This is a genomic window from Oceanobacillus sp. FSL K6-0127 (assembly GCF_037983385.1).
Taxonomy (GTDB): domain Bacteria; phylum Bacillota; class Bacilli; order Bacillales; family Amphibacillaceae; genus Oceanobacillus; species Oceanobacillus profundus.
In genome coordinates this window covers 1,054,504-1,079,501 of record NZ_CP150287.1, presented here as the reverse complement: position 1 = coordinate 1,079,501, position 24,998 = coordinate 1,054,504, and the positions used below count along the sequence as shown (strand labels likewise).

The window sequence follows — 24,998 nt, the reverse complement described above, 5'->3', positions numbered from 1 at the left end:
CCGGCAGAATTGACTCGTACTTTTTTGCTAAATAAATCAATAAATACCGAGTATTTTATCCTTGTAAACGATTAAATGGGATAAAGGAGGTTTTACCATGGACAAAGATAAATTTTCCACAGTAAATACAATTTATATTGAGGGGGAAATAGAGGATATCTGGTGGTACTTTTCTACTCTCGAAGGTTGGAATAGTTTCTTGACCGATGTTGCAACACACAGTGAAAATAAGCCAGTTATTGAACTTGGGGATGAACTTGACTTTATTATAGGAGAGTTAAGCAACAAAACGATATGTATTGTTCGAAGAGAGCTCGATGAAATAGTATTTTGGGATAGATATACGGGACTTCTCCCAGATGGAACAACAAAAATATATGAACTCCACACTGCCTTCTCCTTAACCCAAGTAAATGACAGGTTAGTGAAAATAATCGTAACGGTTGATGGTTATGATAGTAGTGAGATCATGCAATGGATTAGAGAATGCGGAGAAATGGGTTGGAGACAAACTCTATTTAATTTAAAGTGCATTATCGAACTTGGATTAGATCTACGAAATGATATATTTAATTATCCGAGAATAGGAGTAATAAATTACACTGCAACAAAAGAACAATTAGAAAAATCATGTTCTAAATTTAATGGGAATTACCTTTTAAAGGTATATCCTAATAGTCCAGCCGATGAAGCCGGTTTACTTAAGGGAGATATTGTCACACATATCAACGATGAACCTGTTGAAACTTATTACACATTTGTTAAAACATTGTCGAGTTACTTTAATCAGAGTAATAATGTCACTCTTACATTTGTTAGATCAGGACAGGTTATTAATACAGAAATTCAATTAACATACGATGATCAGTTTACTGGAATGATTAACCCAAAAGAGACCCCGTTAGAATTAGTTGAAAAAATCCGTATAGAAAAAAGCCAAATTAAAAAGTAAACTTATAGGGAGTACATATAATTAGTACCCCCTGTGAATATTACTCCTGTTTATAATGCTGTTGGCATATCATAACCATATTTTCATCCATATCTTTAAAGTTAAAAAACGATACCATCTCATCTCTTTCAATTTCTCGAATAATTTCCCCACCATTTTTAACAACTAATTGATATGCTTTATCGATATCGTCGGTATGCAGCATGAAAGAAGGACGGACATGTGAGGAGTTATTGCGATTATCATCTAAAAGAACTCCTCGTCCTCCATCTATATTAAACCAATGTACAGGTCCTTGAATATCCTCTTCAGCAAGAGGTAGTTCTAAGATTTTTGCATACCATTTCGCAGACTTATTTAAATCCTTTACATGAATCAATACATCTCCTAAACGATTAATTGTGTTCATTCCAAAACCACTCCTTCAGTTTTTAATAATTCCCCTCTCTTACTATAACGATATTTCTTTCAGAAACCTTTCAAAGGAATTAATTTTTTTGAAAATTATTTGTCTTATCACCACCTTTTAATAATTCGTTATCTAACTTAAGTCAGACAAAGGGCATACTAAATAAGGCCTTTCTGCATTAACCATAGTGGTTGCAGAAAGGCCTTATTTAGTCATATTATTTCTATTCAAAATCACTTAATTTATGTCCAGCTTCCTTCATTGCTTGCTCTTCCCATGTAATCCCTCTCTGACGCTTAACATAACGCGTTTCATCCTCAATACCATTTAATCTAATAAAGTTATCTACTTCATACTCCATTTGGACTAACACATCATACGGATCTTTATGCCAATTTTTAAGGTATCCAATAGTAATCAATTCATACGTTCTATCGGTGGAGTAAATTTCAAGTCCACCTGATGAGGGAGTATATTCAAACTTTAAATTGTTAATATAACAGGTCCAGGCTAAATATTTAAACAGTTCCTTCATAAATTCCCCACCTCGTTATCAATAGATAAATGAATATTAGGTTTTTAAGTAATGTTTTATAAATAAAATTCGTTTGGTATTTGTCCGAAATTTCTTTTAATGTACAACATTGGTTCTTGATTTGAATGATCAACCGCAAATACTTCTCCAATTAAAATAAGATGATCTCCTGCCTCTATTTTATTAAACGTTCTGCATTGTAATACGCTGCATGTATTAGCGATTATTGGCAATGAATTTTCAGATAAAGACCAATTACAATTAGCAAATCGATCCTTGTTTTTACTGGAGAATAATTTACATAAATCCGTCTGCTCGCCAGTTAGTATATGAATTGCAAACTTATCTGCCTTTGCAAATTCATTAAAAGTAGACACTTTATGGTCAATTGACCATAATACCAACAATGGATCTAATGATACCGAGGCAAAGGAATTAGCTGTGAGACCGATCGGTTGATCATCCTTATCTAAAGCAGTAACAATTGTTACTCCTGTTGGATAATTCCTCATTACCTCTTTAAAAACCTTAACCTTATCAATTTCTTTCATTTGATTCAACTCCTTTACATTCTTCTCTAAACTGTAATGAAGCGAAATTACTCTTTTCTCACAATTTAATATTTCAAGAAAAAGTCCTTTACAGCTTTGTATAATCTAATAATTATGTATTAATAATAAAAGAAATAGAATTCATATACTCGTCTATACTTGCTTTCTTCATCATATAAAGCACGCAGACATTTCTTAGTTTATTAAGTCTGGATAATAGGAAGCGAAGCATCGAAATACCTAAATTAGGTATTCCAATGCTTCTGTTACACTTAAACAGGCGTTTTAGCTGCTGGCATAATGACACCTCCCTTACAATTATCATCATTATAGAAGGATATTCACCATTTTACGCGTGGTAGATTGCTCATAATGAGCATTTATTTATAAACCTACCGTTTCATAATTATGAGTTAAGATAAAAGAAATATATCTCATATACACTTCTAAAGTTATTTCCTTTATCATAAGAGAAAAACATTTTGTCCATGATTGCATTTTCTCGTATCTTGAATAAGTCAGGATATAAAGAAGCAACCAAATACCTAAATTAGGTACTCGGGTGCTTCCATGCATCAAACGCTTATACTCTCATTTTAGCTGCTGGCATAATGACACCTCCCTTACGATTGTCATCATTATAAAAGGATATTCACCAATTTACTCTTGGAAAATTGCACATAATAGGTGTTCGTATAAAAACCTTCCATTTCATGCACTTTTAAATCCCTATTATTCATTTAAATTCCGTTCTAAATCTACTATTAAGGTGCTTAATCTGACTAGATTATCATGTTCACATTGAATTATTTTATTAAATTTCTTTTCAATTCTTTCATACATTTGGGTTAATTTGTTTGTGTGCAGACCTTTTAATAACATATTGCTTAATGAAGACCAACTATGAGAGGCAGTTATCAAAAAAGAGGTGTCATGACTTGGAATGTGTTTCTCAAGTAATCTATAAAAATTTAGACGTGAATTAGAAAAGTCTTTAAGACTGTTAAACCAGTGACCTATTTCATCTTCAAATTGCTCGTACTCTTTATTATCACCATCTCTAATTGTTAATAGTAGTCTATCTTTTAACGGCGGTAAGCCCTGTATTCCAAAGTATCCTTTTAAATCTTTATTTTTTATTGTCCGAATCCCAAGCATCGCGTTATAATTTTCAGCAACGATTAAAAGAATTTCTTTTTGTGTCAACCCTTTAAAATTCGCTTTAGCTTTAATAAAATATAGTTGAAGAATGGCATTATTAAAATTAGCTTGATAAGATTCCATCGCTTTAACTAAGTTTTCTCTTGTTATCTTCCCTTCAAAATGATAATAATGGTCAAAAATCTTATATGCTTCTCCTTCTTTTTCATACACTTCTATAAAATGATCTAAGTTAAGATTTTTATAGGAAACAGTATAGTCTAATTCAAACGCATCTACTGTTAGTGCAACTGGACCATGCGATACAAGAAGTTTATCTACGCTTTCTATGCATTTGTCTAATAAAGCATAGTCTTGGGAATAAAAATTAATATCATTTTTAAACTGAGAGTGTATTGTTTTATATTTGGGATCCAGCAAAAAATTAATACCATCCTTAATATCAAAGTATAGCCCGCATTGATACCATATTTCTTCCTTAGGGATTCCTTGTTGTATTGCTAATGATGTTATAACTGTTTGAAAACAATTCAATGAATGATCTTTTATCAAACTACTACTCATTTATCTTCACCTCAATTGTTATGCAAAAAATATGCATAGAAGGATTATCCTCAAATAACAAATTATTTGCTTGCATAGGCTTTTCAAAATTGATAGATGTATACCAAATGATCGGAGAAAAATTATCATTTATTCCATTTTGTGTATGGGTATAAGGAAACTTAATCACAATTTCTTCATTAAATTGTGGAAACGGTTGAATAAAATCAGAGAAACAAATAGACTTACTGGCAATATGTTTGAAACCATTATAAATATGTACCTCTTCACAAAACGAACCATTGTTTGAAGTACCCAAAACATGGATATTTTGGATGTTCCATGTTTCCCCGAAATATATCCTCTGGCCAGTCATTTCCATATTGTCACCTGAATTATTCTGAGAGAATTTAAATGGAATACCTTTATAGATAATATTTTTATCAAAATTAATTAATTTTTGAGGCAAAGATGAAAAGCTTAAACTAAGCTCTCCCTTCTCCAACTCATCTTCGTTTGTAAAACCTTTGTTGTTAAACCAATAGTTCAGGTTTATTATTTTATACACAATAAAATGCTCCCCTATTAAATTTTAAAGTTTGCCAACTGTAAACATTTTTAGCTGCAAACCATCAGTATATTTCCTTCTAAATCTTCAAACAAGAACCCAGAAACAGAACCAGCATTGCTAAAATCGTATACCTTTACTCCCTTATCTTTTAATTTCCGATGAGACGCTTCAATATCTAAACTATAAAAGGTAAATACCGGGTGTTTTGGGCGCACTTTTTCAGTTGATCTCCAAGTTAAGAGTGTAAGGTTTACACCCTCCATATGGAGTTCCACAAATCCTTTTGGTAAATCTTTCTTTCTAACAGAGAATCCCAAAGTTTTTTCGTACCAATTACTTGCTTTTTCAAGATTATCGAAATGTATAAATGTACAACATATGTTATTTTCAAATAATAATCCCATATGCTCAGTCCCTTCTCTCTCTCTTTTTAATAATAAATTTGCCAATTACTAAGTAATCTAAATTTAGCTCTAAAAAACTTTTAATTGCCTCTGCTGGAGTTTCAATAATAGGCTGACCGTTAGTGTTAAAAGATGTATTTAGTAAGACTGGTATTTGGGTAATGGAGTAGAAGCTATTTAAAAGATTGTAAAACTTTGGATGTATTGACTTTGTTACTGTTTGTACTCGTGCGGTCTTATCAACATGGGAGACCGCAGGTAATTGATTTACTTTTTCTTTTTTAATTGGAAATACATTTAACATAAAAGGAGAATGCACGTTGCTAGCAAAGTATTGATCCTGATATTCAGCCATTACAGCGGGGGCAAAGGGTCTAAATACCTCTCTTTTTTTAATCAGCAGATTAAGTTTGTATCTATTCTTTATTTGCCTCGGGTCGGCCAAAATGCTTCGATTACCAAGAGCTCGTGGTCCAATTTCTGATCTCCCTTGAAACCAGCCTACGATATTTCCTTCTGATAGTTTCCTTGAAGTTATTTGATCGATATCTTCCGTATAATTAACACTGATTTGATCCTGAAATAATTTTATGGCATGTTGAATGTCATCTTTCGAATACTCTTTTCCAAGAAAGGGAGAAAAAGGGGTTTTAGCAGGTTCCCATATATTTCCTAACTTTGAATAATATAAGTAAAGTGCACTGCCAATTGAACAACCTGAATCGCTTGAAACAGGGAAAATATATATATTCTCAAATGGGGTTTCATTCAAAAGTCTTGTGTTCGCCACACTATTTAATGCTACACCGCCTGAAAAGCATAGATTTGGAGATCTAGTTTGCTCATATAACTGACAAGCTAGCTTAATTAATATTTCTTCTGTATGATACTGTACAGCAAAAGCAAAGTCGGCTTTCGTCTGTAAAGGTTGATCAGTAGTGGCCAATTCCTCTTTAATAAAGTTCTTTAATCGATTTAAATCACTTCTGGACTGCAAAAAATATCCTTTATCAAGATGATAGAATTTGTAAAATAATTTTACGTATTTTTCACAGCCATAGGATGATAGCCCCATTGTTTTTCCATCTTGAAGGAAATGAAAACCAATCCCTTCCGTAACAGCTCGGTAAAAACCACCTATCGAGTTATGAGGATGGAATTCAAAACTCTCATTGGTGTCTGTTGTTCCGTAAGTTGAAGATAATTTATGAATTTTATTTTCTTTCCCAGTGTATAATGTTATCGTTTCATATTTATTATTATTTTCTCCAAAGTAACTTCCATTCCCATCTACGACAAGTATAGCGGCATCCTTAAAGGGAGATGTAAAATAAGCGCTACTTGCATGCGTTAGATGATGATTGAAGAATATTGTTTTGTCGTGAAATTTTGCAGTATAACGCGGGTCTATAATGTCGTTTGACGTAATAATATCAATCTCATTTATGTGATAACCAGACGATTGAAGACAATAGTTAGCTGCTTTGTTCCTGGCAAGTTTTATATTTGATGTATCCCGTGTAAATAATGAGTGTTTTATTCTATTCAGCCGCTCCTCTTCAATAGCTGAAATAATTTTTCCATTCTCAATGATACATGCAGAAAAGCTATGCCCTGAACCTCCTAGTCCTAAAATTTTCACTTAATTCACCTACCAACGGTTTTTCAATGTTATGATACCAAAAAAGTCTTTTGCAACAAGTTCATACAGAACATCGTGTTGTGGAGGATGATAAAGTCCAGCCACAACATCCTTATAGAGTTCGGATAAATAATTGCTCTTTGAAAGAGATTTTATCCCTACTACTTTTAAACCAATGTCGACAATCTCTTTCGCTGACTTGGTCGTATACTCCTTAGTGACTAAACTGATTTTCTTTATTTCTTTTTTTGTATTATAGTCAGTTGGGGATTCAAAAAATTTCTTAAGGGCATCACAGTAATGAATTATTTGGGAGTAGCTAGTTTCTAGGAAGATAATCATTTGAGCGACACTATATTGCGCTCCAGGTAAGAAAGACAGTGGCTTATTCATGTGGGGAATTTTTTGGTTCGTTGCTTGCTCCTTTACATACGCTAAAGCCCCCTCAGCCATTCCATAATACACTCCACAAATACTTAATCGAAATAAATAACCAAACAGATCTGTTTCCTCAGCCGAATTTTTAGGCAGTATAACTATATCGTTGTTTGAAACAAAAACATTATCAAGTACGATACTATTGCTTTGTGTATACTCCATTGCAATAGAATCCCAATTATTGATAACTTGGATTCCTAAGTCATTTTTGGATACAATAGCAAGAAATATCCCAAGGTCTTTCCCATTGTATTTTTCAATTCTACAATAAACAGGCAGATAATTGACAGATGGCTCCATCGATACAAAGGGTTTTACGCCTGTTAAGATATATCCTCCATCCACTGCCTTGGCTATAATATTAAAATCATTCTCCTTAAAGGTATAAGGTGATACAAAATAAATCCCTGGTTCATTTAAGGAGGCTAATAAGTAGCCCTCTTCTTTTACAGCATTAATATACTTTACTGCTAGCTTGTATTTATTCTTAATTAAATTTAAACCCCATAACGTGTATAAGTGCATTGCAAAGCACAATGCTGTATTGTGGCATATAGTTGAAAGCTTACTAATGAAAAAAAAGTAATCTTTTGGAGTTAGATCATTTTTTAAAGTTAATAGATGATAATTTTCATTGATTAAATAATCTAACTTTCCCTTTATATCATTTTTACTATATTTGTTTAATTGCTGTTCAATATCATGAAAAAATTCCATTTAAGGACCCCATTTAATATATCTTTTCTCCTTTATTGACTTCACCAGCGGGTAATAGTAAATCTCGGATAAGTCCGTGATCTTTATTAACTTTTTTCTTAACGATGTTTCCCTTTCTATCATATAAATTATTAAAGTTCGAAAATACTTTCTCTACATCACTTGTTGTGAAATGAATAGCAAACGACCTTCGAAATTTGTTTAAAGTATTATTCCCATTAGAACCATGAATTGTATTGCCATCAAATACGACCACATCACCTGGCTGTGTTTCTATATGGACAATTTGCATATCTTCAGGTAGATTAGGATTATCCTCATTGATGGCAGTTGTTAAAACACCATAAGGGTGTGCGGAAGATAGATTAATAGAAAAAAGCCCAAATTTATGCGATTTTGGAATAAAACATAGACTACCGTTATCTTTATTTGTTTCCTCAAGACTGATCCATAAAGCCACATTGTTCGAAGGTATACACCCGTTATCTATGTTATCTTGATGGAATGGCAATGCCTTGGTTTGTGGCCCTTTAAAAAAACATGTAGTTCCGATAACTAAGGGTTCTTCTCCTAACAGCTCTTTTGCTATTTCGAAGTTTCTATTATCTATCATGAACTTTTTCATCATGTCATTTTGATTCTGCACTTCATGCATGGTTGGAAATAAACTCTCCATTGGCAGCTTTGCATCAACTATGATTTCATCATTTAAGAATTTTTCTAACCATAATTTCTTAAATACCTGTTTGATTTTGGTCATTTCTTCAGATTTATATACGTTTCTAATAATGAAGTAACCTTCGTTTTTAAAAAAATCCAAATCTTCTTTTGATAAGAATGCAACCAAGGGACTCCCTCCTTATTTGGTTGATACTAATTTTGAAATATAATCATAAGCATCACCAAGCGTTTTTATATCGTCCAGATTTAAATTATCATCAAGTATATCGATGTTGTACTCTATTTCATATTCAATCAGAAGCTCAATTACATGCGTTGAATCCATTCCAAGTTCTTTAAACGAGCTTTCAAGTTCTAACTTATCACTTTCTACTATTTCTTTCGCAACTTCTATAAATTCCTCTTTATTCATGTGTCTCCTCCTAAAAAATTTCGAATGATTTCTACGGTATGCTTTGTAGGATTGTAAGAAAGTACTGTTTTTTGTAGATTTCTAGATGTGTTCATAGATTTAGCTATACAATACATTTTATTGAGCAAATTTTTTTTATTTAGTTGACTTGGTAAGATCGTTTCCGATATTCCAAGTTGATTACATAAATCTGCCCAAATTTCATGATCATCACCTAGCGGTATAATAATCATAGGTTTCCCGTATTTGATTACATTTTGCAGCGTACCACATCCACCATGGGTTACAACATAATTAACTTGTGGCAACAAGTAATCATGTATTGGTACATCTTTTATCCAATAAATGTTTGAAGGTAGTTCTTTCCCCCACCAACTTCTTTGGTCGGAAATGATAACCTCATATGAATTGTCATTTCCATATGCATCAATAACTAATTCTATATAACGGTTCATTACTTCTCGATATTCAATTCTTGGGATTGAAGATGTACAAACTAGTATTTTAGTTTTGGAAGGACTCAAACCAAATTGATACTTACTTTTATTATTTTGCTCCACTTGATTGTTCAGATTTCCAACGAGTAACGTGTTTTTAGGTAACTGTATTTTATTATTTAGTAGTTCTGGGTATACAAACACTAGATGTTTATAAGGAGAAATACCTGCTAGATCTCCTCTTGAACGAACAGACCCTTTTGATAGATTCGGAAGATGAATAATTGAACGCAGATGATTTAAATTTTTTTCGTAGTTAACTTGAAATCGTTTATTCACTATAGGATTACCTGGAATCAAATCAAACGGAAAAGGAACGGTAGTTTGAAAACTTATCCATGGTATTTTGTACCTTTCAGCAATGTATGCTGGTGGTGGCTGAGTGGAATCGCAAAAGAATAAATCATAATAATGTGGATTAATTTTTGCTAATATCTCATTATAAAATTCGTCTAAAAATAGATTAGGAATTTTATCCCAACCGACTTTCACAAATTTTATCCCTGTTCCTCTTACATAATTCTCATTTTGTTCGTGACCCAAAAGAGTAACATTATATCCTTGCTCTTGTAAGGCAAGCCCTATATTTAATGCTGGTAAAAAGTGACCTAATAACCGTTGACTACTTATTAACACCTTAACCATTTAAAGTCCCACCTAATTTTACATTTTCATCTCGTTACTTTATAAAGACTCCGTCTTTCATAATTAGCGAATTATCAAAATAGATTTCTCCACCTCCATCCCTCTCTAATAATGAAAGTACTAAATCCATATGAACTGTAGAATCATTATAGTTATAAGCACTTTTATAAGACTGCCCTAATGCAAGGTGGATACTTCCTAACATCTTTTCATCGTATGCAGAAGTAGTAAAAGGCTTTATGATATAAGGATTTAACCCTATGCCAAATTCACCGAAGTAGTTTGCTCCATGATCAGAATCTAATATTTCCTTGAATCGTTTATTATTACTAGTATTAAAGTAAGTCAGTTCACCATTTGTATACTCTAATGTTACAAAGTCAAAATTTACTCCAAAGGAGTTAAAAGGAACATTAAAATTAATATAGCCATGTACGGTCGATAAATTGGGAGCTGTAAAGACCTCGCCACCAGGCAAATTATGTTTGCCATCACAATAATCAGAATCAATACCCTGTATTGAAAATTTCAAGTTGGTGTTTGGTGCAATAATTTTTACTTCGTTCGTGTTTTCTAAAAGTTTCATTATGTCAACCGCTCTTTTATAAAATCTTTTATAATCAAACTTGATAATCGAATCTTCAAATACACGATTTACCTCTTTACTTGACTGTTTACTTAGTTGTGATAAAGCAATAGATGGCGCATGTATAAGTATCCATCTATTTGTTTGTTGTGCATATTTCATAATCGGTTCGTAAAAATACTTATAATACGATTGATGGTTTTTATTATCGATTTCATTCATCTCAAAAGTATTTATATCATGGGTAACACCAATAAAAGCATCCATTTCATGAAGCATTTTCAATTCATGTTTAAGTAGATTTCTAAAGAATGAGGAGTTTCCATAGTTGATGAGTGATTTTAACTCACTAATTTTTATTTGCTTCACATAAGCATAGGCCCCGATTATAGTTAACCGCTTTATCAAACTATCTACTAATGGAGACTCCCCAGTGGATAATATATATATTTTTTCTCTTTTATTTATATTTAAGGAATTGTATAGAACGACTTGTGCAACATCATCCATCTTTATGCTCCAACTACGTCTTTAAGAGCTGTGAAAAATTTTCTTTCATTTTCCAAAGTCTGCTCTAAGAAATCTACTAATTTTTGCTTGTAATCTTTATCTGGTTGTCTTTTCCATTTCATAAGAACACCCATAATTAGCGACCAACATTTACACAAATAGAATAGCTCCTCTACCCATGATGGATCCAAAAACCTTTGGGGGATCACTTTTTTATTTACTGCAAGTAACCATAATTCTCTTAATCGCCTATAATAATGTACATCAAACTCTAAGGTTTCTAATATAGAAACCAACTGAGAAGATGGTGTGTCTTTAATTCTACAAATATAATCTTTTAACTGATTCAATCCATTTAAATTGATCATATTAGTGACTGATTCTTTTACAATGTAAAAAAATTCATTCTCCCATTCCAGGTTCTCGTTCTGACTTAAATGAATCTCACCTAGACCATGGTATTGGTCTTTCTTCCAATTATTTAAAAAGTCTGTCCAGGGAATTCTACCTCGTTGCCCTTCGAAATACTTAGGATCACCTGCCTCATCTATAATAGTTATCCCCTTTTCATCCGCATCAACGATTAGAGACCAGTGTACAATATCATACCTTTGGTAGTAACCTGAATATTCTGTGTTATATGATTTATAGAATAGCAGACAATATCCATGGTAATTAATATGCTGTATTATCAACTTTTTTACTTGTTCAGGTGAAATAGCATTAATTGTTTGAATAACATATCCCATGTTTAATGTAGGATCAGACCGCCGTAATTGAAGATCATGGTGAGAACAGTCGAAAGGATTTAAAAAAACCTTTATTAGTTCTGTTTCCCCTTTCCAGTTTAAAACCTCTTTTATACATAGCTGTTTACAATCTAAGGTGCGATTACAAAAACCGTCTTTATCGGGAAACCTCCAATCTACAACTCTAGGTACTGAAATAAAATCGTAAAAACTTTTTTTATTATTTATCATTTAGATTTCTCTCCACTAGCTCGACAATCGTTGAGAACGATTTAAAGTTATCTAAAATGATCTCTTCATCATCAATCTCTATATCAAATTCATCTTCTATTTCAACTACAAGTCGAATAAAAGTCATGGAGTCTATCCCTAATTCATGTAAATTATCTTCTTTTGTAAAGGCAACATTGTGAAGAACGTTTTTTAAACACTTCATAACTATCTCTTCATTGTGAGTCATTATAATATCTATCCTTCCATAAAGAATTGGTTTATTAAATAAATAAAATCTATTTTTTCGCTAATAGAACCTCGTTTATCTTGCTTTGTACCAGCCAATTTTTAAATAACGCATGAATTCTTTTTTCTATTTCATATACTTTGTAATACCCTTGGCAAAGTGCATCAATAATTTGTTTTTGACTTTGTTGTTGATACTTAAGTGATAACCTCCGGAGGTTAGTTAATTCTCTTTTTGAATCATCATATAAATTTAATATTTTTATAATATCTCCACAATCGCTTCTGTTTTCGTGTAATAGCTGTTGAGCAGTCGCTATATTAAGCTTTTTGTGTTGTAAGAGTTTGTATTGAATAATATTCCATAATCCATACTCTTTCGGAGATAAACGATACTGAGACGTCATTATTTCTCTAAAATAATTGAAAAGGTAAAGATAAACGTAATGCCCATTTGCAAAAGAACCCTTTTTTAAAACGTTGTCATCAAATTGTGTAGAACGGTCTAAAGCAAAGAATAGCTTAGTTCTATCTACTACTTTGTCTGGGTAATAATTGATATGGAGGGAAACAGCAGGAAATCCATAAAAAGTGAACCATTTCTCTTTATATAAATGATGTTCAATCGTATTCTCTACTAAAGTATCTAATTCCGAGAATGGGATTTCAAACTCTCCAAATGTTTTGCCATTTACATCAAATCCCATTCCACTGAAGATTTTTTTCTTATCATCGTAGCCATAAATAATTGCTTCATGAATGATATCTTCTTTCATAAAATATTTAGAGCTAGGAACTAATCTCCAGTTTAAAAAAACTAATATATATTTCTCTTCCTCTAAGTTAGATATAAAAGATTCTATCCAAGATTTTTTCTTTTGTATTAACTCCTCAGATAATATTTCGGAATAAATGTCTAGATGTTCTTCCATCCGTACCATAGGGAATTGATCAGGATTCTCGTTTTGAACCTTTAAATTAATAAAATGGCTACGTATCCATGAATGAAATTGCGTATGTGCAAATAAGATACTTAATCTACAATTGTGATAACATTCAGTTGATAAACCTGGATTATTAATAATTGGAAGCTTTTTAACCATTTTTGATCAACTCTTGCAGACACTCTGGCCACTGCTGCCGATTTGTTCCATACGTATACACAATTGCCTGTACCCATCGTTCAACACCAAACGCAGTACATCCTGAGTAAGCCAGATCTCCTTTGTTAGTACTAATGTTAAAAGATTCCGTTATTACATGGTCGCATAAATTAAATGAAGCCACCGAATAACTTATTTCTTTGTTTGGAGAAAAAATCAACTCATATTTTCTCTCGCCGGCTCTTTGGTAAGCTATTTTATTTCTATCTTCTTTCATAAAAAAGGGATCATTCGCTGTTTCAACTTTTCCTTTAAGGCCCAATTGATCAAATAGTTTTATTACTTCCTCTAGCAAATGGTCTCTAGTTTCAGTCACTTTCTCTTTACAGCCTAAGTAAATAATTTCATACATATTAAAATCTCTTGATCGATAAGGAGATATTTGATGGTTGTTCTCATGCCGAAAACATTGACCAAAACTGGAAACTACTTCAAGTTCATCTGAAAGTGATTGGTCCTCTCTATCGTTATAAGCGAAGTAACATAGGCAGGGTCTTAGATAATAGTCAGATGATTGAAATAGATCACCAGTATCTAGATTATATTCTGAGTAAAGGCGGTATTTCTCTAAATTTTCCTTTTGATGCTTTATCTCAAATACTCTATATGTGTTTTGCGGAAAATGGAATGCATAATTGGTTTTTTTCATGAGTTTTTCAGACATAATACTTGGGTATTTGGTATACGTCGCATTATATTTTTGAGCCAATAGGTCGAACTGTTTTCTTATTCCCTCAAATAGAAGCGCTATATCTCCTTTATAACTAATACCTTCCTCTTCTTTTACAGGGTGGATAAAGTCCCCATAAACCTTTAAGTTTTTGTTATTTTCATCAATCACTTTTTTACGGATCTGCCGGTCTTTTTCCATAATTAATCTATTTAAGTTCTCATGAAAACTCTTTTCTTGGTCGCCTTCATATGTCACGATTAATTGTCTATCCGTTTGCGTCACATTTGTTACATCTATTGATAAAAGATAAATGCGATTAATTAGCTCAGGGATGTCTTTTGTTTTGATACTCGAAGTAGAATAACAATATTCCATTTCTATCACCCTTTCTCTAGTTTTTACCATTTTAAATGAAATGGTTATAAAAAAACTCGCCTAAAAATACCGAGATTATTGGAATCCTGTAAAAAAGAACGATTAAAGCCGAGCCGATGGATTTATTAGTCCTCCATAATGAATAAAAAGATATTGGAGGTTATCGTATGTTGCAGTTAGAACAATTTAACTATCAAATTATAAGAGTAGAAGATATAGAAAGGGCCATTCGGAGGTACACTAAAAATTCAAATCACAAGCTAGTTCTTTATAATCCCAAGCAGAGTGCATTATTAACTATTAATGGTTTGGATTTTCTAAAACTTGAATTAATTTAAGAAAGTAATTAGTTAACAATCTGTAACTAAGAATCTTTAATTTTCAAGCTCCTTTGGGGGATTGTTTATTATTAAATTCTAAAAAGATACCACTAACAAATAGCTAATATTATGGAGAAATTGGAGATTACTCTTTGTATAAAAGTGGGTTTAGATTACTATTTGCATAGCCTCCGATTTCAATCCCAGGGAAAAATTTATAAAAATCCTGCTTAATATTTTGCTTAGGCTTTGTAAGCCTCGCCCCATCTGCATAGTAGACTATAGCAAAAGCCTTTCTAGTTTCATGAAAGGTATTTGAATCAGCACTATGAAGCGTCCATCCCTTGTGGAATGTAACATCACCAATCTCAAGACAGCCATAATTAATTTCTTTTAGTCCCTCTCTAATGGCTTTTCTTAAGCTTATTTCACCAAATTTTTGGGAGCCATTAATAAATTTTAGGGAACCAAGTTTCTCCGATATTTTATTTAACGGCAACCATAAAGTGATTGTATTATCCGTATCCAAAGGCCATGCAACTTGATCTTGATGCCATGGTGTAGAATTACTTTTTGGTTTTTTAAACAGAATACAATCATAGTGTAGCCGAACTCCATCTACACCCAATAGTTTAGCTGCAACTTCAGCCAATAAAGGTGAGTGCACAAAATTACGGATGGTTTCTGATCTTGTCCATAGATTGGTTACCTCCAAAAATCCTTTACTAAAATCATCGCGTTCAGAATCAGACAATTCTTTTTGGGATAGGTCTTGGAGAACCAGTTCTATTTCCTTTTCCAGATGTTTAATTTCTTGTTTGTCAACTAGACCTTTGATAAAGATATGACCATTCTCATTAAATTCATGGCTAAGGCTTCCTTTTGTTGAAAACACTCAAGTACCATCTCCTATCTCCAAGAATCAAAATAACCTGCATCTTTAATGGAAAAAATGGTGCCCTGTTTCTCTGCGATTTTTGTATTATTATTGAATCTCCTTCTAACTTTCTCGCCCTCCCTATTAACTAGCTTGTTAAAGTTTAATGCCAACCTTTCAACACTGACGCCTGTAAAATGCGTTAATAAGCATCTTCTATATCGATCCTTTGTCACATTTGCAGTAGACCCATGGATGATATTTCCGTTGAATATCACGACGTCTCCTGGATTTGTTGTGATATTTTCTACATATGAACCTTTGGGTACATTAATTTCCTGTCCCTTATCCGAAAAATACTCCCTTACATTTGTTGGGTCTTTTTCAGGATCTTCCAATTCTTTTTCCTGAGTTCCTCGCACAAATTGTAACCCCCCATTTTGTTCATCAGTGTAATCGAGCGATACCCAAGCAGCATATGTTGTTCCGGGGAATACCCCGAAAGCGTAATTATCTTGATGTAATGGGAGTTCCCGCGTTGTTGGGCTCTTAAAGTAATAACTAGTTGATATAACTAGAGGCTCTTCTCCAATAACAGCTTTCATCAAATCAAAGACTTCTGATTTGAGCGTGTGCTTCATAATGACAGGATTCTTCCGGTGATAATCTCTCATTCTTGGAAAAAGACTCTCAAGTGGTCTATCTTCTTTGGCATGTATTTCACCGTTTTGGACTAGCTGTATCCAATGGTTTCGGAACTGCTTATTTATCGAATTCACCTCTTGGACACTATAAACTCCTTTAACATTAATAAAACCTTTTTTATGAAACTCCTCAATCTGTTCTTTTGATATTAGATTTTTCATCTGTTCCTCCTTTTATTTAAAACTTGACATATTTACTCGTTTTCGAATTCTTTCTCCTTTTTTATTTATTATTTTGTTATAGTTGAGTGTTAATTTTTTGCTACTTGTACCACAGTAATGACAAATGATGGAATTTCTAAAATCCGAGGCAGATTTGTTCTTTGTGGAATCATGAATAGCGTGTCCATGGTAGATTACAACGTCACCTGGTTCTGTATTTACACTGATTATATCGTAACCATCAGGTACTTCTAATGTTTGAATATACCCTCCAAAAGTGTCAGCTTCATCATTGTAAACTTTCTTAGGTGTTAATAGTTCCAGCTTATGAGATTCCGGAACAAACCTCATTCCGCCATTATTTTCATCTGTTTTTTCCAGGCAGGTCCATATTGCATGACAAGTACCTGGTGAAACGCCAATTCCATAATTATCTTGGTGAAATGGGATGCCCTCCATAGTCGGCGGCTTGTAATAAAAGTTAGTAGAAATTAGTTCAACTTCCTCATCAATAAACATCTCTAAAACATTTAATACACTTTCTTTTAAGGCAAATTTTAATATTTCCTTATTCTCTAGATGAGTATCCCTTTGTCGAGGATAAAGACTATTCAAGGGTTTAGTTGGGTCTTGTTTAATCTCACCACTAGCCACCTTTTCCAGCCAAACTTTTTCATATTCTCGCTTTAACTCTTCCACTTCCTGGTTAGAGTAAGCTTCCTTTATAATGGTATAACCATTATAATGGAACTCTTTCTTATGTTTGCCAATGTCCAATCGATCACACGCCCTTTGTAATAGTATCTAGCTTTGAGTTTAATATTGCTTGTATCAAAATTCTCGGCTTATTTTTGCTGGAATAGTTCTTTTTCCAGAATTAAACATAAAGTATGGTATATCGATAGATGATATTCTTGTATGCGGTATGTGTCGTTTGACGGGGCTTTTATAATAACGTCACATAAATTAGCCCCAATAAAACTCTCATGGTTACCTGTAAAACAAATAATATGCATATCAAGAGCATGAGCTGTATGGATTGCATTGATAACATTTTCAGACCTTCCGGAAGTTGTAAATGCAACTAAGATATCATCCTTCTCTCCATAGCCGATTATTTGTTGGGAAAAAGATAAATCGTATCCTTGGTCATTTGCAATAGCTGTCATCGCTGCACTTTGAGAAGAGAGAGAGTAAGCAGGTATTGAAGACTCGAGGTGATTAGCCAGGTAAATACCTCTTTCCCCAAGTTGTTCTAATTTTTGTTTCAATTCTTGTGATAAAATTCTTTTTCTATAAAAGGATTTGACTAATTCAGCAACCATATGGTCTGCATCAGCACTACTTCCTCCGTTGCCACATATCAAATACTTATTTTTAGAAATAAATGCATTTTTCAGATATTCATATGCCTGATTTATTTGAGATTTACATTGCTTTACTTCTGGCAATCGTTCTATTAATTTATTAATGCCGTCATATTCTTTCATAGTTACTTCCTCCCATAGAATACTCTAGTTAGATTGGATAACCAAACAACGCACTTCCTCCTATATGTCCCAATGTTAGTCTCTAAAGAAATATGTTAAATATTAAAAGGTGTGCTTGCGTACTTGTAATTTTGCATTCTAAAAAAGTATATGACTCGGCTTCTCCTAAAAGAAATTTAAACAATTTAAGCAGATATATATTCAACAAAATATATTAAGATAGATGTAATTCCATTTTAGAAGGTGAATCCGCTTGCCAGGATATAAACTACACAACGAAAAAAAAGAAGTATTGATTATAGGTGATATTGTTTTAGATTGTTATATTGAAAGCAAACGGTCTTATGCATCAAATGAGAAAATAAATAAGTTAATGGTTAGAAAAAAAACATATATAGCAGGAAATGCTGCAAATGTTGCTAATAATTTGGCGAGATTAGATATAACTGTCCATTTGTATGGTTTGGCAGGAAATGACGTGTTAGGAAATAAACTAGAAACGTTATTAGATCCGAGCATCAAAAGTTATATTTCCAAAAGCAATAACAGGACACCGCTTAAAATGCGTTATCTAGACGAGCGAAAACAAGCACTGTTACGAGTCGACGACGAGGAATATGCTGATTTAACAACATCTGAGTATCAATTTCTCATATCTTTATTTGATAAATTACAAGACAGAATTGGGTATCTTATTATATCTGATCTTAATAAAGGAACATTCAGCGATGCTATAATAGAAAAATTAATTAATAAAGCAAGGAAAGCAAATATCCTTGTTCTTATTGATCCTTCCGGTAGTCGTCCTAATTCTTGTTATTCTAATGCTGATTTCTTATTTCCTAACATTGATGAACTAGAGAAACTCCAAAATCAGAAGTTTAATCATGTAAACGAGGCAATTACTATTGCACGGGACATAAACAGGTCTTATCAAATTAATTACATTCTCTTAAAGGCAGACAAATTCGGAAGTTTCTTTGTCAATCATAATAACATTCTTCATATTCCAGCAAGTGCTAAAAATGTTATTTGTCAAGTGGGGGCTGGTGATTCTTATATAGCAGGGTTTGTTTATTCATTAATCACTCACCGATTTGTATTAAAATCATTCATCTTTGCCAATTTAAGTGCAGCAATATCTATTTCAAAAGATTTTACTGCTGTTGTTGAAAAAGAAGAATTAGAAACCGCTTATCGTTCAATAAAGGTGGATAGATAATAATATGGATCTTTTTAGAGAAAAGGTAAAACAAAACAGAAGCTTATTAAAAAGCAGAGGTAATAAATATGTTTTTTTAATCGAGAAAGAATATATATCTGATGCTATTTCTATGTTAGAAATATACAGTAAAAGTATCATAATATTTGAGGGGAATTGTACGATTCAACTGTCCAAAATTTTTCACGACTTAGAAATCATTTTGCTAGATAAATCTGACATGCCTACTAAAATAGAACACCTTCTTAGAGAAAACAATACCGATTCAGGATGCAACAAAAACCTTCTGGAGAATCCATGTTCTATTTTAATTGAAATCAATCCAAAGGTGGACTCTTTCCTATTAAATGACCGATTGATAAACACATTATATAATAGTGACTTTTTCTATTCTTACACCATTTTCCCATCAAAACATACGATTTATCCCGTATTTCTCCCCACTAGAAACGATTATCAGTATACAAAAGAAAAGCAACCAGTAAAAATAAAGGCAGTATTATTAGATTGGTTTTTTGGGAATGGAGATGTAGCAATCATCTATAAACAATTAAAAAAGTTTATTCAATTAGAAGAAAAAAACTGTAGGGTTGATATTATAACTAGAGGAAAGCCTTTGAAGTTACTACAAGACCTATTTCCTGAATGTCGAATATACACCCACTTTGATAGCTATTACATCTATGAATTTCTTACTAAATCCAACTTCTATAGTGATGTGCACTTTATTAACACAAGGCTAGATCATCCTCCCCATTTACACCTATTAGATGTTGCAACAAAATCTTTAGGTTTTTCAGAGCCCGTCTCTCCGTTTATTTCTAAAGAACTATATCCATTACTACCTACTGAAATAGAAGAGCAATTAATGTACCTAAAATGTAAAGGAAGTAGTATAGTTGGTATTCAATTAGACAACGGAGACGGACAACGTTCTTGGGACGAGGAACATATAAATAAATTGGTGAGGTTTTGTAAAGAGAATCACATAACCTTAATCAACCTAACTCCATCCCCCCACATATCAAATGAGTTTGTCGATTTAGATGTAAGTTTACTTCCTATTTCTAAGTTATTCACTGTAATAAGTAAATTAGATGCTGTAGTAAGTATTGATAGTGTCTGTGGACATATTGCAGGCGTTGTCGGAACTCCTTCTATAACAATATGGGGGAAGGACAAACCCCTTGCAAGTCCACAGAATCCCTTTGTTAGTTTTAGGGTACTCAGCCAAAACTATAGTCTTTGTCCGACCTCTAACGAAATAAACGATATACCAAGTGAATTGGTTTTCAAACATTTAATAAGGTTACTAGAATCTGAATTTTCAAGTCCCGAAAGAATTACTATTGATCAAACTATCTCTGGATATAACATAGAAGAAATTTAAGGCTGTGATACTAATGTCAACTATTTGGATAAAAAACTTGTCTGAGACAGCTAATTTAGAAGGATATTATAAGAATCTTATCACCAAGGAGCTTAAAGCGCTCGGTGTTAATACTATCCGTGTGGTTACAAATATTGAAGAAACAGACCCGAAGGATACTACCATGTTAGTTATATCTTCTCATCAGATTCTAGCCGATAATTTATCCTATCAATCTGCAAATAACTATTTCAATACTCCTTTTAACATTAGCGCAATTATTATTCCAGAGCAGTTTAAAAATTTTTCATACCGATTTACCAATCTTCAATTTTCACCTCTTTGTTTTATTTATAATCCCCATCGAAATACTATACATGATTTATCCCTTTATTTAGCAAGTAAATTTAATATAAAAGCTGAGGTATTAAAATGAATAGTAAACTTGTAACCGTTAATTCATTGGTTGACATCGTAAAAGAACAAAAAAAAAAGCAACACAACATTATCCTAGCTGGGGGATGTTTTGATTTCTTCCACCCTGGCCATCTTGATTATTTAAGAGAAGCAAAACTATTAAATGGAGTTGTTATTGTTGGAGTGAATTCTGATCAATCATTTACAAAAGTTAAAGGAAAGCCTCCCCTTTTTACCTTTATGGACCGTGTAAGCATTCTTTCCGCATTAGAATATGTCGATTACGTTGTAAAAATTGATGAATTTAATTTAGCAGATATGATTGAAAAGATAAAACCTAATTATTTTGTTAAAGGAATTGATTATAAAGGGAAACTAATTCCTGAACATCGTACAGCCCACATAGTTGGAACGAAGGTTTTATGTTTAGGTAAGAGAAAACGGTTTTCTTCAACTGAACTTAAAAACACTTTAAAATATTGAGGTGAAGCATATGATACTACCAAATTTAGACTCTTTATATAATTTAACTGAAGAACAAATTGAAAATTATCAGAGAGATGGACACATTTTCTTACCTTCCGTAATGAAAAAGGAAGAAGTGAACGTCTATAGAACCTTCGTAGCCCAACATGTTAAATCGAATAACCTCTATCATGTTCCCAAAGAAGATCGCCATCATTATGGTGTGGAGAAGGCGTTTCCATCTGTTATGAATATGTGGGAAACAAATCCAGTGATAAAAAGAATTACCTTTGCTAGAAGGTTCGCAAAAATTGCTGCTGATCTCCTTGGCGAAGATCGTATACGTCTGTATCACGATTCCTCCATTTTTTTACCACCAGGTGGTAAAGCCATTCCCTGGCATACTGATAGTAGTTACATGCTACCTACTTATCCAGATAAAACGATTACCATGTGGATGGCGCTCAATTACCTTCCAGAAGAAATTGGATCAATGGGATTTGTGTCGCGTTCACATGAATTAGCTACTGAAAATGTTTTATTAGCTGCCAGAAAAGGATATCCTTTAGTTGAATATGGAGCAATGAATCCTGGAGATGCAACATTTCATTCTGGCTTGACTCTACATTATGCTGCGGGAAACCCAACTCCCTATTATAGAGAAGTACTAACCATCATCTATATAGCTGATGATTTAACTATCATAGATCCAGAAGATAATAAGGTTAAAGATGCTAGAAATTATCATTTAAAAAGACTATTCCCCTCGAAAAAACCTGGAGACAAAGCTTCAAGTCATTATACTCCTATTCTATATTCGCGGGAATGGTAAAAAGAAAGGTGTAATAATTTGAATACCAACAAATTACCTTCATTAGACAGCAAATACGAATTAACAAAACAGCAAATACTGAATTTCACTACTCTTGGTCATTCTTTACTAAAAGGTGTTGCTACTAAAGAAGAACTATCCTTCTATCGACCAATAATTCATGAAGTAGCTATAAACTACAATGAGGAAACTAGATTACTAGAAGATCGTGATACTTTTGGTAAAGCTTTCTTACAAACTATTAACCTGTGGAGGAAGGATGAACGAATCAAAAAGTTTGTAACTGCTCGTAGGTTTGGAAAAATAGCTGCAGATTTATTGGGGGTAGATTGTGTTCGACTCTATTTAGACCAATCTTTTATTAAAGAAACGGGAGGTGGACCTACCCCGTGGCATCAGGATAATAACTATATGGCCGAACTAATCCCAGAAAAGAAAATAACCATGTGGATGCCCCTTATTGATATTCCAAGTTCTATTGGTTCTTTATGCTTTGTATCTAAATCTCACCGATACAAAAGTATGACTACTAAACAAGTTGTAAGAGAGAATCTGGAAACCGTCAGTTACGGTGAAATGAAAGCCGGAGATGCCACTTTCCATGATGGATGGATTCTTCACGCAGCCAGTCAAAATAACGAAAGCTTTGATAGGGAAGTAATGACTATCACTTTCTTTGCAGACCCAGCTAAAATCGCATATCCTGATACCGATGAAAGGATTAATCACATAAAAACGTACTTCCCGAATCGTAATTCAGGAGATTATGCAAATACGTATTTGAACCCCATAGTTTTTAAACGATAAATAAAGAAAAACGAGCTAAAGAGCTCGTTTTTCTTTATTTAAATTGAATATCAACATCCTTACATATTTTTCGTAATTAAATAATTATCAATATAAAGATAATCCAAGTAAGATTGATAAAAAAATTCTAAAGCATCTAACGGGGTTTCAATTAAAGTTGCTCCAGAAATTTTTAATGGAGTATTGATAACCATCGGTAACGCAGTGAGGTTATAAAATTCATTAACTAAATTATGAATTAGGGAATTGACCTTTTGATCTGTTGTAATAAAATAAGTTGACCAATTACCGTTATTTAACGGTGGTGGTATTTCTGAGCTGTTTAAATAACAAGTGTTAACAAAATAAGGGGAGGATAGATTATTATTATCTATCCCTAACCAATTTTTATCTAGAATGAAAGCCATAAACGAACTTTCCAGTTTTCTATTCTTTATTTTATTTAATCTGACTTTATTTAATAAAAAACTTGGATTACCCAAAATACATCTACTACCTAAGGAAGCTCGTCCAAATTCACTTCGCCCATTAAAGATTCCAATTAGATTTCCTTGTTCAAGCAATTCAGCTAAGCGTTTCTCAGGGTAACTATCGAGATGTTCATACTTTGCATCATACACGCCTAGTGCAGTATTAATGTCTTGTTGCGTATATTTTCGGCCTAGAAACGGCGAGTAACTCCTGTTAGTTAATAGTTTTTTTGAATTATCTTGATAATACATATATAATGCACTACCCAAACAAGTTCCAGCATCCCCCATAAATGTTGATACGAAATATCGTTTAAACGGAGATAACTCTTTTATTTTTGATAGAAGAGTAGCATTCTCAAATATTGAACCAGATAGACAGAGATTTTCTTCCCCTGTTCGCTCATAGAGATAATTGCACATTTCAAGCACAATGATCTCCAAATGGTATTGAATCGCATACGATAAATCAGCCTTAATTTGATCTCTTATTTTAGTTGCATGTGCATCTTCTAACTTCTGTTTGATATACCTTTTTAAGCTTTCCAGTTGCTCATTTGCTTGGATAAATTCGCCCTCGCTAATTGAATAAAATTGATAAAAATCCTGAACAAATCGATCATTTCCTTTGGCAGCTAGCTTCATGGTTTTTTTATCATCCATCTCATGAAATCCAATACCTATGGTGACATATTGAAGAAACATTCCCAATGAATTAGTTACTATTTCAAAATCATCACTTTCGATTCCCTCTACCTTTTTATTTAGAGTTATTTGGCAGTTTTTAGACGTATAGAAACTTATCGTTTCACGGATGCGATTTTTCTCATCTGTATAACTACCTCTTCCGTCCACAACTAAAATTGCACTCCTCTCAAAATTCGATAAATAATAACTGGCAGATGCATGTGATAAATGATGATTCATCAACTTAATTTTATCAGCAAACTTGACATAATAATCTGACTCAATAATGTCATTTCCTATTACAATATCGATATCATCTATGTTAATACCTAAGTATTTTAAGCAGTAGTCAACAGCTTTACATCGAAAAGTTGATCTATCATGATAGGAGCCTTTTACTTTACTCAATCGTTCTTCCTCTATAGCAACAGCAACTTCCCCATCAACAACTATACAAGCTGAAAAGTCATGAATGGATCCACCTAACCCTAATATTTTCATGA

General features: G+C 32.9%; 29 protein-coding genes. 8 read left to right on the top strand and 21 right to left on the bottom strand.

Annotated elements, in window-relative coordinates; genetic code table 11:
• Window positions 1–97 precede the first annotated feature (97 nt).
• Window positions 98–952: a PDZ domain-containing protein gene (locus tag MHH64_RS05360; protein ID WP_095312310.1), complete on the top strand. Its 855-nt coding sequence runs from the start codon at window positions 98–100 to the stop codon at window positions 950–952.
• A 40-nt stretch (window positions 953–992) separates the two neighbouring features.
• Here the strand turns inward: MHH64_RS05360 and MHH64_RS05355 are convergent, their stop codons facing one another.
• The 16 genes from MHH64_RS05355 to MHH64_RS05280 all read right to left on the bottom strand — a co-directional run bounded on the left by MHH64_RS05355 (window position 993) and on the right by MHH64_RS05280 (window position 14,673).
• The gene (locus MHH64_RS05355; protein ID WP_095312307.1) at window positions 993–1,361 is read right to left on the bottom strand and encodes a VOC family protein; all 369 of its coding nucleotides are present in this window, start codon (window positions 1,359–1,361) and stop codon (window positions 993–995) included.
• A gap of 223 nt (window positions 1,362–1,584) precedes the next feature.
• A complete protein-coding gene (locus MHH64_RS05350) occupies window positions 1,585–1,896 on the bottom strand; it encodes a hypothetical protein (RefSeq protein WP_095312304.1) in 312 nt (103 codons plus the stop codon).
• A gap of 56 nt (window positions 1,897–1,952) precedes the next feature.
• Window positions 1,953–2,447, bottom strand: a complete 495-nt coding sequence (locus MHH64_RS05345) for a flavin reductase family protein (RefSeq protein WP_095312301.1) — start codon at window positions 2,445–2,447, stop codon at window positions 1,953–1,955.
• Window positions 2,448–3,179: 732 nt separating this feature from the next.
• Entirely contained in the window at window positions 3,180–4,172 is a 993-nt protein-coding gene (locus tag MHH64_RS05340) for a hypothetical protein (RefSeq protein ID WP_118889183.1), read from the bottom strand.
• Window positions 4,165–4,719: a hypothetical protein gene (locus MHH64_RS05335; RefSeq protein WP_095312295.1), complete on the bottom strand. Its 555-nt coding sequence runs from the start codon at window positions 4,717–4,719 to the stop codon at window positions 4,165–4,167. The genes MHH64_RS05340 and MHH64_RS05335 overlap by 8 nt, the downstream gene beginning before the upstream one ends.
• Window positions 4,720–4,769: 50 nt before the next feature.
• Window positions 4,770–5,126 (bottom strand): VOC family protein, encoded by a 357-nt coding sequence (locus tag MHH64_RS05330; protein ID WP_095312293.1) that lies wholly within the window; start codon window positions 5,124–5,126, stop codon window positions 4,770–4,772.
• A gap of 4 nt (window positions 5,127–5,130) precedes the next feature.
• Window positions 5,131–6,768, bottom strand: a complete 1,638-nt coding sequence (locus MHH64_RS05325; RefSeq protein WP_095312290.1) for a carbamoyltransferase C-terminal domain-containing protein — start codon at window positions 6,766–6,768, stop codon at window positions 5,131–5,133.
• 9 nt (window positions 6,769–6,777) lie between these two features.
• The gene (locus tag MHH64_RS05320) at window positions 6,778–7,923 is read right to left on the bottom strand and encodes an acyl-CoA dehydrogenase family protein (RefSeq protein WP_095312287.1); all 1,146 of its coding nucleotides are present in this window, start codon (window positions 7,921–7,923) and stop codon (window positions 6,778–6,780) included.
• Between the two features lie 13 nt (window positions 7,924–7,936).
• Complete coding sequence (locus tag MHH64_RS05315) at window positions 7,937–8,770, bottom strand: phytanoyl-CoA dioxygenase family protein (RefSeq protein WP_095312284.1); 834 nt, start codon at window positions 8,768–8,770, stop codon at window positions 7,937–7,939.
• A 12-nt stretch (window positions 8,771–8,782) separates the two neighbouring features.
• Entirely contained in the window at window positions 8,783–9,016 is a 234-nt protein-coding gene (locus MHH64_RS05310) for a phosphopantetheine-binding protein (RefSeq protein ID WP_095312281.1), read from the bottom strand.
• Window positions 9,013–10,158 (bottom strand): glycosyltransferase, encoded by a 1,146-nt coding sequence (locus MHH64_RS05305; RefSeq protein ID WP_095312278.1) that lies wholly within the window; start codon window positions 10,156–10,158, stop codon window positions 9,013–9,015. The genes MHH64_RS05310 and MHH64_RS05305 overlap by 4 nt, the downstream gene beginning before the upstream one ends.
• Window positions 10,159–10,192: 34 nt before the next feature.
• Window positions 10,193–11,254: an aminopeptidase gene (locus tag MHH64_RS05300; RefSeq protein WP_095312275.1), complete on the bottom strand. Its 1,062-nt coding sequence runs from the start codon at window positions 11,252–11,254 to the stop codon at window positions 10,193–10,195.
• 2 nt (window positions 11,255–11,256) lie between these two features.
• Complete coding sequence (locus MHH64_RS05295) at window positions 11,257–12,234, bottom strand: hypothetical protein (protein WP_303448323.1); 978 nt, start codon at window positions 12,232–12,234, stop codon at window positions 11,257–11,259.
• Entirely contained in the window at window positions 12,224–12,439 is a 216-nt protein-coding gene (locus MHH64_RS05290; RefSeq protein ID WP_158586230.1) for a phosphopantetheine-binding protein, read from the bottom strand. The genes MHH64_RS05295 and MHH64_RS05290 overlap by 11 nt, the downstream gene beginning before the upstream one ends.
• Window positions 12,440–12,512: 73 nt before the next feature.
• Window positions 12,513–13,565: a hypothetical protein gene (locus MHH64_RS05285; protein ID WP_095312267.1), complete on the bottom strand. Its 1,053-nt coding sequence runs from the start codon at window positions 13,563–13,565 to the stop codon at window positions 12,513–12,515.
• Window positions 13,558–14,673 (bottom strand): aminoacyl--tRNA ligase-related protein, encoded by a 1,116-nt coding sequence (locus MHH64_RS05280; RefSeq protein WP_340002809.1) that lies wholly within the window; start codon window positions 14,671–14,673, stop codon window positions 13,558–13,560. The genes MHH64_RS05285 and MHH64_RS05280 overlap by 8 nt, the downstream gene beginning before the upstream one ends.
• A 167-nt stretch (window positions 14,674–14,840) precedes the next feature.
• On the opposite strand from MHH64_RS05280, the gene MHH64_RS05275 reads away from it, so the two are divergent.
• The gene (locus MHH64_RS05275; protein ID WP_251661012.1) at window positions 14,841–15,011 is read left to right on the top strand and encodes a hypothetical protein; all 171 of its coding nucleotides are present in this window, start codon (window positions 14,841–14,843) and stop codon (window positions 15,009–15,011) included.
• 127 nt (window positions 15,012–15,138) lie between these two features.
• Here MHH64_RS05275 and MHH64_RS05270 read toward each other — a convergent pair whose 3' ends face one another.
• The 4 genes from MHH64_RS05270 to MHH64_RS05255 form a co-directional block, all read right to left on the bottom strand.
• The gene (locus MHH64_RS05270; RefSeq protein ID WP_095312260.1) at window positions 15,139–15,888 is read right to left on the bottom strand and encodes a phytanoyl-CoA dioxygenase family protein; all 750 of its coding nucleotides are present in this window, start codon (window positions 15,886–15,888) and stop codon (window positions 15,139–15,141) included.
• Window positions 15,889–15,902: 14 nt separating this feature from the next.
• Window positions 15,903–16,736 carry a phytanoyl-CoA dioxygenase family protein gene (locus MHH64_RS05265; RefSeq protein WP_095312257.1) on the bottom strand — a complete coding sequence of 278 codons (834 nt, stop codon included), beginning with the start codon at window positions 16,734–16,736 and terminating at the stop codon, window positions 15,903–15,905.
• Between the two features lie 12 nt (window positions 16,737–16,748).
• Window positions 16,749–17,513, bottom strand: a complete 765-nt coding sequence (locus MHH64_RS05260) for a phytanoyl-CoA dioxygenase family protein (protein WP_095312254.1) — start codon at window positions 17,511–17,513, stop codon at window positions 16,749–16,751.
• A gap of 68 nt (window positions 17,514–17,581) precedes the next feature.
• A complete protein-coding gene (locus MHH64_RS05255; protein WP_095312251.1) occupies window positions 17,582–18,226 on the bottom strand; it encodes an SIS domain-containing protein in 645 nt (214 codons plus the stop codon).
• A gap of 253 nt (window positions 18,227–18,479) precedes the next feature.
• Between MHH64_RS05255 and MHH64_RS05250 the strand changes: the two genes are divergently transcribed.
• From MHH64_RS05250 to MHH64_RS05225, 6 genes are read left to right on the top strand one after another with little or no spacing between them, the layout of a single operon-like run.
• Window positions 18,480–19,448, top strand: a complete 969-nt coding sequence (locus tag MHH64_RS05250; RefSeq protein WP_340002808.1) for a PfkB family carbohydrate kinase — start codon at window positions 18,480–18,482, stop codon at window positions 19,446–19,448.
• A 4-nt stretch (window positions 19,449–19,452) separates the two neighbouring features.
• Window positions 19,453–20,838, top strand: coding sequence for a glycosyltransferase family 9 protein (locus MHH64_RS05245; protein WP_095312244.1), 1,386 nt, complete (start codon window positions 19,453–19,455; stop codon window positions 20,836–20,838).
• A 13-nt stretch (window positions 20,839–20,851) separates the two neighbouring features.
• Window positions 20,852–21,253: a hypothetical protein gene (locus tag MHH64_RS05240; RefSeq protein WP_095312241.1), complete on the top strand. Its 402-nt coding sequence runs from the start codon at window positions 20,852–20,854 to the stop codon at window positions 21,251–21,253.
• Window positions 21,250–21,717 (top strand): adenylyltransferase/cytidyltransferase family protein, encoded by a 468-nt coding sequence (locus MHH64_RS05235; protein WP_095312238.1) that lies wholly within the window; start codon window positions 21,250–21,252, stop codon window positions 21,715–21,717. Before MHH64_RS05240 ends, MHH64_RS05235 begins: the two co-directional genes overlap by 4 nt.
• Before the next feature lie 10 nt (window positions 21,718–21,727).
• Entirely contained in the window at window positions 21,728–22,531 is an 804-nt protein-coding gene (locus MHH64_RS05230; protein WP_095312235.1) for a phytanoyl-CoA dioxygenase family protein, read from the top strand.
• Between the two features lie 18 nt (window positions 22,532–22,549).
• Window positions 22,550–23,338, top strand: coding sequence for a phytanoyl-CoA dioxygenase family protein (locus MHH64_RS05225; RefSeq protein WP_095312231.1), 789 nt, complete (start codon window positions 22,550–22,552; stop codon window positions 23,336–23,338).
• Window positions 23,339–23,397: 59 nt separating this feature from the next.
• On the opposite strand, the gene MHH64_RS05220 is transcribed toward MHH64_RS05225, so the two are convergent.
• Window positions 23,398–24,996 (bottom strand): carbamoyltransferase N-terminal domain-containing protein, encoded by a 1,599-nt coding sequence (locus tag MHH64_RS05220; protein WP_095312227.1) that lies wholly within the window; start codon window positions 24,994–24,996, stop codon window positions 23,398–23,400.
• Between the last annotated feature and the right edge of the window lie 2 nt (window positions 24,997–24,998).

Coding starts and splice junctions, on each gene's coding strand:
- MHH64_RS05360 (WP_095312310.1), top strand. CDS start 98: ATGGACAAAGATAAATTTTCCACAGTAAATACAATTTATATTGAGGGG.
- MHH64_RS05355 (WP_095312307.1), bottom strand. CDS start 1,361: ATGAACACAATTAATCGTTTAGGAGATGTATTGATTCATGTAAAGGAT.
- MHH64_RS05350 (WP_095312304.1), bottom strand. CDS start 1,896: ATGAAGGAACTGTTTAAATATTTAGCCTGGACCTGTTATATTAACAAT.
- MHH64_RS05345 (WP_095312301.1), bottom strand. CDS start 2,447: ATGAAAGAAATTGATAAGGTTAAGGTTTTTAAAGAGGTAATGAGGAAT.
- MHH64_RS05340 (WP_118889183.1), bottom strand. CDS start 4,172: ATGAGTAGTAGTTTGATAAAAGATCATTCATTGAATTGTTTTCAAACA.
- MHH64_RS05330 (WP_095312293.1), bottom strand. CDS start 5,126: ATGGGATTATTATTTGAAAATAACATATGTTGTACATTTATACATTTC.
- MHH64_RS05320 (WP_095312287.1), bottom strand. CDS start 7,923: ATGGAATTTTTTCATGATATTGAACAGCAATTAAACAAATATAGTAAA.
- MHH64_RS05310 (WP_095312281.1), bottom strand. CDS start 9,016: ATGAATAAAGAGGAATTTATAGAAGTTGCGAAAGAAATAGTAGAAAGT.
- MHH64_RS05305 (WP_095312278.1), bottom strand. CDS start 10,158: ATGGTTAAGGTGTTAATAAGTAGTCAACGGTTATTAGGTCACTTTTTA.
- MHH64_RS05300 (WP_095312275.1), bottom strand. CDS start 11,254: ATGGATGATGTTGCACAAGTCGTTCTATACAATTCCTTAAATATAAAT.
- MHH64_RS05295 (WP_303448323.1), bottom strand. CDS start 12,234: ATGATAAATAATAAAAAAAGTTTTTACGATTTTATTTCAGTACCTAGA.
- MHH64_RS05290 (WP_158586230.1), bottom strand. CDS start 12,439: ATGAAGTGTTTAAAAAACGTTCTTCACAATGTTGCCTTTACAAAAGAA.
- MHH64_RS05285 (WP_095312267.1), bottom strand. CDS start 13,565: ATGGTTAAAAAGCTTCCAATTATTAATAATCCAGGTTTATCAACTGAA.
- MHH64_RS05280 (WP_340002809.1), bottom strand. CDS start 14,673: ATGGAATATTGTTATTCTACTTCGAGTATCAAAACAAAAGACATCCCT.
- MHH64_RS05275 (WP_251661012.1), top strand. CDS start 14,841: ATGTTGCAGTTAGAACAATTTAACTATCAAATTATAAGAGTAGAAGAT.
- MHH64_RS05265 (WP_095312257.1), bottom strand. CDS start 16,736: ATGAAAAATCTAATATCAAAAGAACAGATTGAGGAGTTTCATAAAAAA.
- MHH64_RS05255 (WP_095312251.1), bottom strand. CDS start 18,226: ATGAAAGAATATGACGGCATTAATAAATTAATAGAACGATTGCCAGAA.
- MHH64_RS05245 (WP_095312244.1), top strand. CDS start 19,453: ATGGATCTTTTTAGAGAAAAGGTAAAACAAAACAGAAGCTTATTAAAA.
- MHH64_RS05240 (WP_095312241.1), top strand. CDS start 20,852: ATGTCAACTATTTGGATAAAAAACTTGTCTGAGACAGCTAATTTAGAA.
- MHH64_RS05235 (WP_095312238.1), top strand. CDS start 21,250: ATGAATAGTAAACTTGTAACCGTTAATTCATTGGTTGACATCGTAAAA.
- MHH64_RS05230 (WP_095312235.1), top strand. CDS start 21,728: ATGATACTACCAAATTTAGACTCTTTATATAATTTAACTGAAGAACAA.
- MHH64_RS05220 (WP_095312227.1), bottom strand. CDS start 24,996: ATGAAAATATTAGGGTTAGGTGGATCCATTCATGACTTTTCAGCTTGT.